Here is a 14798-nt window from a genome sequence, read left to right as displayed (position 1 = left end):
CAAGCGGGCTCAAAGATACGACACGCCCAACGTCGACGGCTAGAAAAATGGTGCCATCGCATTCACCCGGGCAAGCCGTGCGGTTGCACGTCATGGCTCGCGAAATTGGCGTAATTTAAGGGGCAAGCCATTGCCCGTAAACTGCTTGCCTGAATCGGCAGGTAGTTGCCGCAAGGACTTTGAGGTGGTTATAAAACGACTCTGTTTGGGTGCGGATGGTTGCGTCGAGCCGGCCGTGGCCGTTGCTGGTCAGGCCGCTAGTTACGGTAAGCCAATTCAGGAGGCATTACTTATATTTGGCAATCTACCATATTCGAATCCCTAAATTAAACGGCACTGGTATGGGACTTGAATACAAGCGGTTTTGGTGGCTAGCGAGGGTGGTGCTGGGCAGTATGGCCGCACTGTCCGGCTTAGCAGCCGTGGGCCAGACGCTGCCGTCGCGCAGTTTCAGCCTGGCCGAGGGGCTGCCCGAAACCAGTGTGAGCGCCTTGGCGCAGGATGGCCTGGGCCGGCTGTGGCTGGTGTCGGAAGTAGGAGCGGCTTGGTACGATGGCCACGCCTTCCATTCGCTCACCACCCAATCGGGGATGCCCAACACCCGCGTAACGGCCCTGGCGGCCGACCCCGGCCCGGCCGCTGGCCTCTGGATGGGCCTGCGCGATGGCTCCCTTTGTTACTTCAACCCCACCTCCGAGCGCGTGCAGCGCGTAACACCCCGCGTGCCGGGCTATCCCACCGATGTACGAGCCATCCTGGCCCGCGACAGCGCCGCCCGCCAGCGGGTGTGGGTGGGCACCGGCGGCGGCAACCTGTATTGCCTGCGCTGGCCCCGGGAGCCAGGACGGCGCGCCTGGCCTACGGCCCCGCAGGTGCAGCGGGTATCGCTGCCCATTGGCCCGGGCGGGCAGCCACCTGCCATTAATAGCCTGGCCCTGGGGCCGGCCGGTACCCTGTGGGTTGCCACCGACCAGGGGCTGCTACTCGTAGACGAAGCCACGGGGCAGCTGCTGCCGCTGCCGGGGCCGTGGCCGCCTGCCCTGGCCATCGGGCCGGTGCTGGCCCTGAACGCCGCCGCCGATGGCCGCCTGTGGGCGGGCACCGAGCGCGCCGGCCTGTTTGTGCTCGACTTGCCCGCCGCTGGTGGCGGGGTGCGTCAATACACTGCTGCTGAAGGATTGTGCTCCGATAAAGTGCTGCGAACTGTGGCGGAGCCTGGCCCGGCCGGCCGCGTCTGGGTACTCACGGGCCAGGGCCTGAGCTACCTGGAGCGGGCCACGGCCCCGGTGGCCCGCTGCCTGCCGGGTACCGGCCTGGTGAGCCACAGCTACCGCCGGGGCGACCTGCTGCGCGACCGCGAAGGCAACCTCTGGGCCACCTCCGCCAATGGCCTCACCCAGTACCCGCCCGATGCCCGCTTTGCCCTGTTCGGCACCCTCGATGGGCTGCCCGGAGCCAAAGTATATGCCCTGGCCAAGGCCCGGGGCACGAGCGGCGACTATTGGGTGGGGACCAATAATGGCCTAGCGCTGCTACACCCAGGGCCGTTTCCGGCCACGCGCTGCCGGGTGCTGCCCTCGCGCACGCCCGACACCTACAACATCATCCGGGCTGTGCTGGAGCGGGCCAACGGCGACGTGTGGGCCGGTGCCACCAAAGGCGGCACCGCCATCTGGAGCCCCCGGCAAGCGCGTTGGCTTTCGCTGAATACCCAAATTCCGGAGCTCAGCGACGCCACCGTGGCCAGCTTGGCCGAGGACCGACACGGCCGCATCTGGCTGGCCACCGAAACCCAGGGCCTGATAGTGTACGACCCCGCCACGGCGCACTACCAGCAATACGTGGGACCCACCCTGGCCGGGGCGCGGCGCGTGATGAAGCTCTTGCGCAGCCGCACCGGCACCATCTGGCTGGGTACCGAAAACCTCGGCCTGCTCGAAGCCCAGGAAACCGCCCCCGCCCGCCCCGGCACGCTGCCCGGCCTGCGATTCCGCACCGTGGCCCCCCGGCCGGTGGGGGCCGAGCCGCTCAGTGTTTTTTCGATGAGTGAGGACGGCCACGGGCGGCTGTGGCTCAGTAGTTTCGGCGAAGGCATGTTTTGCTACAACCCCGCGCATGCGGCCGCCGGGCTGCGGCCGGTGCCTTTGCGGGATGTGCCGGGTGCCCACGTCAACAACCCCTATTTTGTGCAGTGCGACGCCAGCGATGCCGTCTGGCTGGGTACCACCCGGGGCTTATTATGCTACACGCCTGCCACCGGCCGCCAGGATTTTTTTGGCCGGGAAGAAGGCTTCATTGGCCAGGAAACCGGCATCAATGCCGTGCTGGCCGAGCCCAACGGCGTGCTGTGGGCCGGCACCGTGTTTGGCCTGATGCGCTACACGCCCGCCGGGGCTCACCCCAACCGCGTGCCACCGCGCCCCCAGCTCACCGGCTTTCGTCTGTTTATGCACGACACGGTGCTGCTGCCCCATACTCGCCTGCCGCACCGCCTCAACTACCTCACCTTCGACTACGGCGCTACCAGCCTCACCACGCCCGGCCGGGTGCGCTACCAATACCGGCTGGCGGGCTTCGAGCAGCGCTGGAACGGCCCATCGGCGGCGCGCTCCGCCACCTACACCAACCTGCCGCCCGGCGACTACCAGTTTGAGGTGCGGGCCGCCAACGAAAACGGCCTGTGGAGCCCCCGGCCGGCAGTATTTCCCTTTAGGGTGCAGCCGCCGTGGTGGCGCACCTGGTGGGCTTACTTGTTGTATGCGGCGGGTTTTGCCTGTATGATGTACGCGGTGCGCGCCTACACCCGCGACCGCGAGCGCGAGCGCGCCGACCGTCAGCTGGAACGCCAGGCCCTGCAACACCTTCAGGAACTGGACCGCGTGAAAACCGACTTTTTTACTAACGTCAGCCACGAGTTTCGTACCCCGCTCACGCTCATTCTGGGGCCGGCCGAAGAGTTGGCCACCGGCCCGGCCGACCCCGCCGTGCGCCGCCAGGCAGGCCTGGTGCTGCGCAATGCCCGTAAGCTGCTCACGCTCATCAATCAGCTACTCGATTTAAGCAAGCTTGAAGCCGGTGCCCTCCATCCGGTGTTCACCCAGGGCGATGTTGTGCTGACCGTACGGCAGGTGGTTGCGTCCTTTGACGCGCTGGCTGTCGGCCGGCAGATTGCCCTGACCTGTCAAGCACCCGCTCAGCCGGTGCCACTGGTGTTCGATGCGGCCAAGCTGGAAGAAATTCTCACCAATCTGGTGGCCAATGCGTTGCGTTTCACCCCGGCCGGTGGCCGCGTAACTGTGTCTGTGACCGAGGAGCCGGCCACGGCCATCGCTCCCGTCGGCAGCGTAAGCATTGCCGTACAGGACACGGGCTCGGGCATAGCTGCCGAAGACGTGCCCTACCTGTTCGACCGTTTTTTTCAGGCCAATAACCCTGGCAGCGAGGCCCGGCCTACCGGTACCGGCATTGGCTTGGCGCTGGTGCGCGAGCTCACCATGCTGCACGGTGGCACGGTGGCCGTAGTGAGCCAGCCCGGCACTGGTTCTACCTTCACGGTGCAGCTGCCCCACGGCTTGCCCGTCGCCCCGGCCAGCGAGGTGCCGGCCTCGATGGCCGGGCCCACCACGCCCAGTTCTGCTTATCCGCCGCTGGCCCCACTGCTTGTTTCTGATAGCTCTGAAGCCGACGTTTCCATCCAAAGCGCCGCCGAGCCTGCCCTCGTCCTCGTCATTGAAGACAACGACGAGGTGCGCGAATTCATCCACAGTACGCTGGCCCCGGCCGGCTACCGCCTCCTGCTGGCCGCCACCGGTGATGCCGGCCTGGCCCTGGCCCGGGCCGAAGTGCCCGACCTCGTGGTGAGCGACGTGATGATGCCCGGCCTGGATGGCTACCAGGTATGCACCCAACTGAAAAGCGACCTCGCCACCAGCCACATTCCGGTGGTGCTGCTCACGGCCAAATCCGGCCCCGGTGCCAAGCTCGAAGGCCTCGAAACCGGTGCCGATAGTTTTCTCGCCAAGCCCTTCAACCCCCGTGAGCTGCGGGCGCAGGTGCGCAACCTGCTGGCGCTGCGCCGGCAGGTGCAAGCCCATTTTGCCCCGCTGCCCCCGGCGGCATCCAGCGCCGCCCCCCTGGCCAGCCTGGAGCCCGGGCAGGCGGCGGCCCATACTGCCGCCGCCGCCGGCCAGCTGTCCCTCGACCAGGATTTTTTGCGGCGCGTGAGCGAGTCGATGCTACGCCACCTGGCCGACGAATCCTTCGGCGTCGATGAGCTTGGGGCCGACATTGGCCTGAGCCGCACCCAGATTCACCGCAAGCTGAAGGCTCTCACCGGGCAGTCGCCGGGCGAGAGCCTCCGCGCCACGCGCTTAAACCGGGCGCTGGCCCTTTTGCAGGCGCAGGTAGGTACAGTGGCCGAAGTGGCTTACCAAGTGGGCTTTGGCAGCCCGGCCGCATTTTCCACGGCCTTTTCGCGGCAGTTTGGTTTGCCGCCCAGCGCAGTAGCCCGGCAAGGAGCAATGGTAGGAGAGGAGGGAGCTAAAAGCAAAAGTATTATTGATTAATTTCAATAAATAATAAAATTATAAACAGGTAATCTGGTCACGATTTTGTTTGCTTTTACTGAATTAATCCAAGCTAATTTTATAAAATAGCAAGCTTTTGTAACGTTCACGCATGTAGCGCAACGTTAGCCAATGCATTTGCAACATCGGCGCAACATATCTGGTGAGGGAAAGCCGTGCTTTGACATTACCAGCCAACGCACGGTTGGTGATTAACGCTTCACCATGAAAAAACGCTACTTCCTACGCAATGGGCTTGCTCATTTGCGCGCAGCCGGACCGGGGCTACGGCCACATCTCCCAATAAGCCGGGCGTAACTGAACGGGAATACCCCGGAGAAAACTCATGCCCGCCATCACTTGGTAACCAACCACAGCCGTTCCCAATGCACCTATGTCCCCCACCACGACCCTGCCCGCCCGCCGCCTTGAGCCTGCCGATATGGTGTGGGCCACCGCCCTGCTCGAAGCCGCCTGCGCCGACCACCCCGTCCTGAAATATTGCTGCACCGGCCCCGATGCCAAAAGCCAGCAAGTGTGGCTGTTAGAACAGCTGCTGCGTTTCGGCCTGTGCTACGGCCGCGTGTACACCAATGCCGATGCCAGCGCCATTGCCGTGTGGCTGGGACCCAGCCATCCGGCCGTCACGCTGCGACGGCTGCTGCGCATGGGCCTGCTGCCCGCCGCCCTGTGGCGGCTCGATTGGGCCGGCTTTCAGCGGCTGCGGCACTTTCTGGTGGCGTCGGCGTGGCTGCGTCGTCAGAGTCTCACCGCCACCAGCCACTACTACCTGCTGGCGCTGGCTGTGCGCCCCGCCGCCCGGGGCCACGGCCTGGGCCGCCGCCTGATGCAGGCCACATTGGCCGCCATGCAGGCCACCCACGCCCCGTGCTACCTCGATGCCCAAAGGTCAGAAATGCTGCTATTTTTTAAGCGGCTGGGTTTTCAGACCACCGGCCAGTGCGCTGCCGGCCACGATGCTGGAGCCCCCATCAACTGGGGCCTCATGCGCGAAGGCCACGCCTGAAAATATTGCCAATGGGCTGGCCCCACCCTCGTGCTGCCATTAGTTGCCCTGCGCTAGCTCATTGAAAACGAATTCCCACACCCTGTTTTATCCCACACCAAGTGACTTGCCGTGGTGCTGCGTTACCCACCGGGCACCGGCATTGCCAAGGCCAGCCAAATAAGGCGGCGCGCATCGCGTAGGTCACGCTTTCTGCTTTCACCAATGGAATCACCAGCCCAACATCTGCAATTAGTTTTTTTGGCTTCCACCGTCACACCGGCCTGGGGCACGGGGTGGGTTTTCACCGCTACTCCCATCCAGCCATCGCGCCCGGCTGGCTATTACGCGCCTCCCGTCCGGCTCCGATTGGCCGTTACCAGCGCCTGAACTGCTCGCGCAAAATCAATCAATAAAAAAGCCCCTGCTAAATCAGCAGGGACTTTTTTGGAACTAATCGAATCGATGGGAATTCGCCAAGTCCGCGAAAATCTGCGGTTAGGCTTTCTTCTTCTCCAGCACCTCGTCAATCAGGCCGTACTCTTTGGCCTCGTCGGCGCGCATCCAGTAGTCGCGGTCTGAGTTGTCGTGGATTTCCTGGTAGGTTTTGCCGGTATGCTGCGCCAGAATGTCATACAGCTCCTTCTTCAGTTTCAGGATTTCGCGCGCCGTGATTTCAATATCCGACGACTGACCCTGCGCGCCGCCCGAAGGCTGGTGAATCATCACGCGGGCGTGGGGGAGGGCCGAGCGTTTGTTGGCGGCACCACCGGCCAACAACACGGCACCCATCGAAGCCGCCAGACCCGTGCAAATCGTGGCCACGTCGGGGTTCACGTATTGCATCGTGTCATAAATACCAAGGCCGGCATACACCGAGCCGCCGGGCGAGTTGATGTAAAGCAGGATATCCTTCTTGGCATCGGCCGATTCCAGGAACAGCATTTGGGCCGTCAGGATGTTGGCGATGTAATCGTCCACGGCCGTGCCCAGGAACACGATGCGGTCCATAATAAGGCGCGAGAACACGTCGATTTCGCGGAAGTTCTGCGGACGTTCTTCAATCACCGAGCGGGTCATGTTGGTGGGCAGCATCATGCCATTGCGCACCTGGCCTTCCATGTGGTTCAGGTACTGGTCAACGCCCAGGCCGCTCAGTCCCTGGCCTTTCACGGCAAACTTGCGGAATTCTTGTCTATTCAGTAATGGATTCATTGGAGAAAAATGTAGCGCATGCTTCAGCTTGCGCAGGTGAGGGTAGTAAGACGGACGAAGAAAGCGAATGTTGCTGGAAACCCAACAAAAAAGCCCCTACGTTTCCGTAAGGGCTTTTCCAAAAATCGGGTTGCGCAGGGGTTAGCTGTGCAGGGTCCGGAATTCTTCGGCCGTTACGGGCTTGTCCGTAACAACAACTTTGCCGCGCAGGTTTTCGATTACTTTCTCTGCCAGAATGGCCTCGTACTCGTTCACGTAGTTCTTGCCGTTCTCCTGCTTGAGGTACTCGTTGGCGTAGTTGCGCATCGATTCGCGCATCTCGTCGGGCATGTTCGGCATGTTGAACTGGCCCATGATTTTGTCGAGTGTGCGCTCCAGAATTTCGTCGTTGCTCACCTTCAGGCCGGCATCTTCCACCACCTTGTTGCGAATCATGCTCCACTTCAACTCCTTCTCGTAGTCGGCGTAGTGCTCTTCCACCTTCTCGGCGGTCAGTTTGCCTTCGTTGGCGCGCACCAGCCACTTCTTGAAAAACTCCGTGGGTACTTTGATTTCGGTTTTGCTCACCAGCTGCTCCACGATGCTGTTGTTCATAGCACCGTCGCTCTCGCGGTCGTAGTTCGACTGGATGGTTTCGCGCACTTTGGCATCGAATTCTTCCTGCGAAGCCACGGCCTCGGGGCCGAACACTTTGTCGAACAGCTCCTGGTTCATTTCCGGGGCAGCCGTGCGGTTCACTTTTTCCACGCTGAACTCATAGTCGCCGGTAGCTTCTTCTGCTTCGGTTTTGCTCAGGCCGGTCACGTTCGAAATCGAAGCGGCATCGTTGCTGAAAGCGGCCTTCAGGTCAAACGTAATCACGTCGCCGCCTTTCTTGCCGATGAACTGGGCCGCGTCGCCGGTCACCTTGCTGATGGGCAGTAGGATGGTGCGGCCTTCGGCTTCTTCACCCACCTTCTTCAGCTTGCCAAAGAGGTAGTCGCCCGCCTCCGACTCGTCGGGGTTGGTCGTCTCGCCGTACTGACGCGCGATTTGCTCGTTGGTCTGGGCCAGCGTCTCGTCGTCGAGGCTCACCTGGTGGCGCTCCACGGCGAGGTCGGCGGGCAGCTCGAAATCGGGTAGCAGGCCCAACTCAAACTGGAAAGCGAAATCCTTCGCCGTATCAAAATCAACATCGCTCGGCACGGGCAGGGGTTCGCCCAGCAGCTTCACGTTGTTCTCCTTGATGTAGGAATCCACCGCTTTGCCCAGCATTTTGTTGATTTCCTCGGCCAGAATGCCTTTGCCGTACATCTTGCGCACCATGCCTACGGGCACCATGCCGGGGCGGAAGCCCTTCACCTGGGCGCGCTTGGTGTACTCTTTGATTTGCTTGTCGACGGTGGGCGCGTAGTCGGCTTCTGTCAGGTTCACGGTCAGCAGCCCGGTCAGCTGCTCGTCGTTCTTGTCGAGAGTAATGTTCAAAACAGGGAGCCAGCTGCTGCCGGCCAGATTGAAAGGTTGAAAAAAAAGCCTCCAGCCTATACGACTGAAGGCCTGCATCAAATAAAAGTGCGGATAGAGGGACTCGAACCCACACGCCTTGCGGCACCAGATCCTAAGTCTGGCACGTCTACCAATTTCGCCATATCCGCATATGGGGCGCCGCAGCCGTTTGCTACGGGCCCGCAAAGGTACTCGGGAAAACCATTGTGTGCAAAGTCTGGGTATAACTCGTGCCAGAAGCGCTTACGGGGCCACCTTTTCCAGCCCTGCGTTGTTACTTTACCTATTATGCCTCCCGTTATCTCTCCCGAAGCCGAGCGCCAGGAAATCCTGCGCCACTACCGCCGCCTGCTGCGCGCTGCCAAGCCTTACCTAAAAGACGGCGATGCCAAGCTGATTAAAAAAGCATTCAACCAGAGTTTGGAGGCCCATAAGGAGATGCGGCGCAAGTCGGGCGAACCGTATATTCTGCACCCGTTGGCTGTGGCCCAGATTGCGGTAGAGGAAATTGGCTTGGGTCCCACCAGCATTGTGGCGGCACTGCTGCACGATGTGGTAGAGGACACGCCTACTGAAATCTCCGATATCGAGCGCGAGTTCGGCCCCAAAGTGGCCCGCATCATTGATGGGCTGACCAAGATTTCGGGGGTATTCGAATACGGGACCAGCGAGCAGGCCGAGAACTTCCGCAAAATGCTGCTCACGTTGAGCGAGGATGTGCGCGTGATTCTCATCAAAATCGCCGACCGCCTGCACAACATGCGCACCCTGGATTCGATGCCGCGCCACAAGCAGCTGAAAATTGCGTCGGAGACGCTGTATCTGTATGCGCCGCTGGCGCACCGCCTTGGCCTCTATACTATAAAGAGTGAGCTGGAGGATTTGTACCTCAAGTTCACGGATACGGAGATGTACAACGAGCTGAAGGCCAAGGTTCGGCAGAGTCAGGCAGCGCGTAACCGCTTCATCAAGGAGTTTGTGCAGCCGATTGATGAGGAACTGAAGGCGCAGGGCTTCGAGTACGAAATCAAAGGCCGCCCGAAAAGCATTTATTCCATCCTGAAAAAGATTAAGAAGCAGAACATCACCTTCGACGAGGTATATGACTTGTTTGCCATCCGCGTGATTCTGGATGTGCCACCGGAGCAGGAGAAAGCTGCCTGCTGGCAGGTGTACAGCATTGTGACGGACTTTTATCAGCCCAATCCCGACCGCCTGCGCGACTGGGTTTCCACGCCCAAAGCCAATGGCTACGAGAGCCTGCACACCACCGTCATGAGCCGGGCCGGCCAGTGGGTGGAGGTGCAAATCCGCTCGCGCCGAATGGACGACATCGCCGAGAAAGGCTACGCCGCGCACTGGAAATATAAGGATACTGGCAGCATCCAGCCCGAAAGCTCGCTCGAAGGCTGGGTGAATAAGGTGCGCGACATGCTGGAATCCAACAATTCCAGCGCGCTCGAATTCATGGACGAATTCCGGCAGAACCTGTTTGTGAAGGAGGTGTACGCCTTCACGCCCAAGGGCAAGCTGCTGATATTGCCGGAGAAGGCTACGGCGTTGGATTTTGCGTTCGAAATTCACTCCCAAATCGGTATTCACTGCCTCGGAGCCAAAGTAAACCAGAAGCTGGAGCCCCTTAGCTACCAGCTGCACAACGGCGACCAGGTCGAAATCCTGACCTCGCACAAACAGCGCCCCACGGCTGAGTGGCTCAATTACGTCATCACAACCAAGGCGCGCTCCAAAATCAAGGATTTCCTGCGCGACGACAAGCGCGCCAAAGCCGAAGACGGCCGCTTCCTGCTCGAAAAGCGCCTGGAACTCATCAGCGTGCCCTTCACGCAGGACAACTTCAACCGCCTGCTGGCCTATTTCAACGCGCCCAGCGCCCAGGAATTCTACTACCGCTTAGCTACGGGGCAGATTGACGGCCGCGCCATCCGCGAGTCGCTTTTCACGTCTGAAAAGCCGCTGCCGGCCGTGCTCGAACCCAAAACCTTCGACAACGAAGTTCAGAAAATCCGCGGCGTGCGCCCCGATATGCTGGTGGTCGGCGAGCACACCGACAAGTTCAACTACAGCATCGCCCGCTGCTGCAACCCCATTCCCGGCGACGACGTGTTTGGTTTTGAAACCGACCAGGGCCTCATCATCCACCGCACCAGCTGCCCCCGCGCCGTTGATTTAATGTCGAACTACGGCAACCGCATCGTGCGCGCCAAGTGGACCGACCAACTCGAACTGGCCTTTCTGGCCGGCGTCCGCCTCAAAGGTTCTGACCGCGTGGGCCTCGTCAACGACGTCACGCGCATCATCAGCACCAGCCTCAAGGTCAACATGCGTTCCATCACCATCACTGCCGATGATGGCTTCTTCGAAGGCCAGATTATGGTTTTCGTCAACGACACCGACCACCTCACCAAACTTATCCAGCGCCTCAAAAGAGTCGACGGCGTGCTCCAGGTCGAGCGGTTCGATTCGTAAGCCGTGAAAGCCACCACGCCCATCTCTATCCACGGCTGCGATGTCAATGAGCGCACCCAATGCGCCCACTACCACTCCGAGCGCGACATTATCGCCATCCAGCACAAATGCTGCGACAAATTCTACGCCTGCATCCAGTGCCACAATGAAGTTGCCAATCACCCCGCGCAAGTCTGGCCCAAAGCCGAATTCCAGACCGAAGCCATCTACTGCGGCAGCTGCCACCAAACCTTACCTATCGCCAGCTACTTAAGCTGCAATAATACCTGCCCGCACTGCCAGGCCGCCTTCAATCCCGGCTGCGCCAACCATTACCACCTCTATTTCGAACAATAAAAGGTGATAAATGCGCCTCCCCCCCGGCCTCCTCTCCATCGGAGAGGAGGCCGGGGGGGAGGCGTTCCGTCAGAACAGCCGTACTTTTGTCCCGCCGATATACACCTTATATATACTGTGCCTAAATTCCCCGCCAATTCCGCCCCAATTGCCCCCGCCGATGCGGCCGACCAGGGCATGGGCGGCTCATCCGAAACCGGCTACGCGGCCAAGCACACGCCCAGCCCCGCTTCCGAGGCAACCCTCAATACCGATAAGCTCGACGAAGTCCGCAAGCTCTTCACCGCCCACCTCGAAAACAAAGGCCTCCGCAAAACCGGCGAGCGTTACGCCATTCTCGAAGAAATTTACGCCCGCTCCGGCCACTTCGATGTAGATGAGCTCTACGCCGGTATGAAGGAGCGCGGCCTGCAAGTAAGCCGCGCCACCGTCTACAACACCCTAGATTTGCTGGTCGAACAGGGCCTCGTCAGCAAGCACCAGTTCGGCCGCAACCTCGCCCAGTACGAGAAAAGCTACGGCTACCGCCAGCACGACCACGTTATTTGCACTGAATGCCATAAAGTGGTGGAATTCTGCGACCCCCGCATTCACGGCATCCAAACCATGGTCGGCGACTTGCTGAACTTCCATATCTTGCACCATTCTTTAAATCTTTACGGCATCTGCGGCGACTGCCGCGCCCAGGCCGCCGCTCGAAACTCCCACGTATGACCACCACTAGCACCGTCGATAACGGCATCCTGTTCCTCCGCCTCAACGGCGACCTCATTGGCAGCCCTGACACCGACCAGCTTCTGCAATCCGTCAATACGCACCTCGGCGAAGACCTCACCCACTGTGCCGTCGACCTCTCCGAAATCCGTTACATCAACAGCACCGGCATCGGCATCCTCGTCTCGCTCCTCACCAAATTCCGCAGCCGCGGCGGCGAGTTGGTCCTCATCAACCCCGCCGACCATCCCAAAAAGATGCTGGCCATCACCAAGCTAAACAATATCTTCACCGTTTCGCCCGACGAAGCCACCGCCCGCCTACAGCTAACCCCGGCCGCCAATTAGGCGGCCGTTTTTTTGCCTAAATCCGTCATCAATAAATTTTCAATTATTCACCGTTAGGCTCCCCTCTCTTTTGGAGAGGGACCGGGGGTGAGGTTTTCACACAAGCACATGCCAGTAGACGTATTAGTAGGCCTCCAATGGGGCGATGAAGGCAAAGGCAAAATCGTAGACGTTCTCGCGCCGACCTACGATGCCGTCGCCCGCTTCCAAGGCGGTCCCAACGCCGGTCACACCCTCTTCTTCGACGGCGTAAAGCACGTCCTGCACCAGGTGCCCAGTGGTATTTTTCACCCGCACATCCTCAACATCGTCGGCAACGGCGTCGTCCTTGACCCCGTCGTTTTCCGCCAGGAACTCCAGAAACTCACCGATAGGGGAGTAGACTGGTCCAAAAACCTCTACATCTCTAAGAAAGCCCAACTCATCCTCCCTTCGCACCGCGCCCTCGACCGCATCAGCGAAGAAGCCCGCGGCAACACCAAAATCGGCAGCACCCTCAAAGGCATCGGTCCCACTTATTCCGACAAAATCGGTCGCGTCGGCCTCCGCGTCGGCCACATCCTGCTGCCCGATTTCGAGCAGCGCTACAAAGAAGCCGTCGCGCAGCACGCCGCCATTGCCGCCCACCACCACAAGGAGCTTGAAATCGAGCCTCTCGAAGCTGACTTCTTCTCCGCCATCGAATTCCTGCGCAGCCTCCAGCTCACCGACACCGAATACCTTCTCAACGACCTCCTCACCCAAGGCAAGCGCATCCTCGCCGAAGGTGCCCAGGGCTCCCTGTTAGATATTGACTTCGGCTCCTATCCCTACGTCACCTCGTCCAGTACCATTGCCGCCGGTGCCTGCACCGGCCTCGGCATTGCCCCGCGCCACATCGATAAGGTCTACGGTATCATCAAAGCCTACAGCACCCGCGTCGGCAGCGGCCCATTCCCCACCGAGCTCCACGACGAAGTGGGGGAGCAAATCCGCCAAGCCGGCCACGAATTCGGCTCCACCACCGGCCGCCCCCGTCGCACCGGCTGGATAGACTTGCCCGCCCTCCGCTACGCCATCATGCTCAACGGCGTCACCGAGCTCCACCTCATGAAAGCCGACGTCCTCGACGGCTTCATCGAAATCCAGGCCTGCACCCACTACCGCACCGCCACCGGCGAAAGCACCCCCCAGCTCCCCGACCCCGGCGAGCTCACCACCATTACCCCCGAGTACATTACCCTTCCCGGCTGGCACTGCGACCTCACCACCCTCACCGCCGCCGCCCAACTCCCCCCCAATCTAGTCGCCTACCTCGATTTCCTCGAACGCGAGCTCCAAGTCCCCATCCGCATCGTTAGCGTCGGCCCTGACCGTATTAGCACCCTTCACCGCTAGTACTGCTATGGAATACAAGCCAAATCAGAAGGCGACAGACAGCGTATCAGCTCTGAAACCGTTCGACCGATACCAATACATGGTAAAAAGGGTCGTTGATTTTGTAGCAGCCCACACGCTCACCCATGCCGATGGAACGTGGGCACTAGCATAATTCGAAGGGAATACCTTATTTTCCCTCTGGCCCGTAGCAGCGTACGCCGAACTGAACGCAGTAGGAGAGTGGCAAGGATATTTACCTCACAAGCTTACTCTTGAAGAGCTAATGTCAACACGTCTAACACCTTTTGAAGAAAACGGCTTTCTGATAAATGTATTCTCCATTAATGGTAAAACAGGGTTTGTTGTAAATCCTGATGAACTCCGAGCAGACCTATAAGAAGAGTCAGAGAACTACTAGTGCCATTGAGGTTCGGGCTCAGACCAAAAATTTGCGCCCGAACCTCAACCACTTACAACCCCAATCCATCTATTTCGTAAAAGTTTCCTTGCCGCCTCCCAAAGTCCCCCTACCTTTGCAGTCCCGAAACGTCAAACGGACCAACGGAAACGCCAAAAGCACCCGCTCCGGCAACAAATTGAAAGGCTGGGAACTCCCACGGAAGGAAGCTTGTCTTACCCACCGCAGCCAGCTGCAAGCCCCGAGATTTATTTCTCAAATAGCTTGCACCAGCGAAAAAAGCCACCGTACCTTTGCAGTCCGCTCCAATCGGAAGCAGCCAGAACTTGAAAATCGGAACGAAAATAATTCAAAAATTTTCGCCGAAAAATTTGAAATCCGAAAAAACCTTCTACCTTTGCACTCCCAAAAGGAGCAGGTAACCAAAAGCCAGCCATAACCAGCTGACTCACAAACAAAAAAGCTACTTTAATCGAAAGAGTAGATTTGGGAATCAAATCGAAAAACACAGAATTTTTCGAACAAGGTTGACGAATCAAAAATAGTTTCTACCTTTGCAATCCCAAAACGAACAAAGGTCGGTAACGACAACCCCGGGCTAACACACCAACCCACACTGACGCTTCAAATGGAGGCATCACACGTTCTTTGAATGACGGAAATAGACAAAATAGTAAGTGTTCCACTTGCTGCTTCTTCTTCGGAAGAAGCACAGTGAAACAAACCAAGCGAAACGAATTTGACCATAATGTCAATATGTGAGCAAGGTCAGCACTCGACATCAGCCCGTTTTCGAACGGGTGTAGAACATTTTACAATGGAGAGTTTGATCTTGGCTCAGGATGAACGCTAGCGGCAGGCCTAAT

10 protein-coding genes, 1 tRNA gene and 1 pseudogene are annotated in these 14798 nt (G+C 59.5%); 8 read left to right on the top strand and 4 right to left on the bottom strand.

Annotation, left to right across the window (positions count from 1 at the left end; genetic code table 11):
- The first annotated feature begins 395 nt into the window (after nt 1-395).
- Nucleotides 396-4565: a hybrid sensor histidine kinase/response regulator transcription factor gene (locus ACVWYF_RS08305; protein ID WP_457066535.1), complete on the top strand. Its 4170-nt coding sequence runs from the start codon at nt 396-398 to the stop codon at nt 4563-4565.
- A gap of 394 nt (nt 4566-4959) precedes the next feature.
- Complete coding sequence (locus tag ACVWYF_RS08300; protein WP_457066533.1) at nt 4960-5592, top strand: GNAT family N-acetyltransferase; 633 nt, start codon at nt 4960-4962, stop codon at nt 5590-5592.
- Nucleotides 5593-6069: 477 nt separating this feature from the next.
- Here the strand turns inward: ACVWYF_RS08300 and ACVWYF_RS08295 are convergent, their stop codons facing one another.
- From ACVWYF_RS08295 to ACVWYF_RS08285, 3 genes are all read right to left on the bottom strand, one after another.
- Entirely contained in the window at nt 6070-6786 is a 717-nt protein-coding gene (locus tag ACVWYF_RS08295) for a ClpP family protease (RefSeq protein ID WP_277881541.1), read from the bottom strand.
- 141 nt (nt 6787-6927) lie between these two features.
- On the bottom strand, nt 6928-8250 hold the full coding sequence (gene tig, locus ACVWYF_RS08290) for a trigger factor (protein WP_457066531.1): 1323 nt from the start codon (nt 8248-8250) through the stop codon (nt 6928-6930).
- An 88-nt stretch (nt 8251-8338) separates the two neighbouring features.
- Nucleotides 8339-8420 (bottom strand) — tRNA-Leu (locus tag ACVWYF_RS08285).
- Between the two features lie 139 nt (nt 8421-8559).
- On the opposite strand from ACVWYF_RS08285, the gene ACVWYF_RS08280 reads away from it, so the two are divergent.
- From ACVWYF_RS08280 to ACVWYF_RS08255, 6 genes and pseudogenes are all read left to right on the top strand, one after another.
- Nucleotides 8560-10758, top strand: a complete 2199-nt coding sequence (locus ACVWYF_RS08280; protein WP_457066529.1) for a RelA/SpoT family protein — start codon at nt 8560-8562, stop codon at nt 10756-10758.
- 3 nt (nt 10759-10761) lie between these two features.
- Nucleotides 10762-11094 carry a CHY zinc finger protein gene (locus ACVWYF_RS08275; protein WP_457066527.1) on the top strand — a complete coding sequence of 111 codons (333 nt, stop codon included), beginning with the start codon at nt 10762-10764 and terminating at the stop codon, nt 11092-11094.
- A gap of 177 nt (nt 11095-11271) precedes the next feature.
- Nucleotides 11272-11808, top strand: coding sequence for a Fur family transcriptional regulator (locus ACVWYF_RS08270; protein ID WP_457068207.1), 537 nt, complete (start codon nt 11272-11274; stop codon nt 11806-11808).
- Nucleotides 11805-12155: an STAS domain-containing protein gene (locus ACVWYF_RS08265; RefSeq protein ID WP_457066525.1), complete on the top strand. Its 351-nt coding sequence runs from the start codon at nt 11805-11807 to the stop codon at nt 12153-12155. The genes ACVWYF_RS08270 and ACVWYF_RS08265 overlap by 4 nt, the downstream gene beginning before the upstream one ends.
- Nucleotides 12156-12263: 108 nt before the next feature.
- Nucleotides 12264-13532 (top strand): adenylosuccinate synthase, encoded by a 1269-nt coding sequence (locus ACVWYF_RS08260; protein ID WP_457066523.1) that lies wholly within the window; start codon nt 12264-12266, stop codon nt 13530-13532.
- A 169-nt stretch (nt 13533-13701) separates the two neighbouring features.
- A pseudogene (locus ACVWYF_RS08255) lies at nt 13702-13911 on the top strand (DUF2750 domain-containing protein); the annotation flags it as partial.
- Nucleotides 13912-14180: 269 nt separating this feature from the next.
- Here ACVWYF_RS08255 and ACVWYF_RS08250 read toward each other — a convergent pair.
- On the bottom strand, nt 14181-14429 hold the full coding sequence (locus tag ACVWYF_RS08250) for a hypothetical protein (RefSeq protein WP_457066521.1): 249 nt from the start codon (nt 14427-14429) through the stop codon (nt 14181-14183).
- Nucleotides 14430-14798: the final 369 nt, after the last annotated feature.

The sequence above is a fragment of the Hymenobacter sp. UYAg731 genome, assembly GCF_054061335.1.
This window is presented reverse-complemented; position numbering and strand designations above follow the sequence as displayed.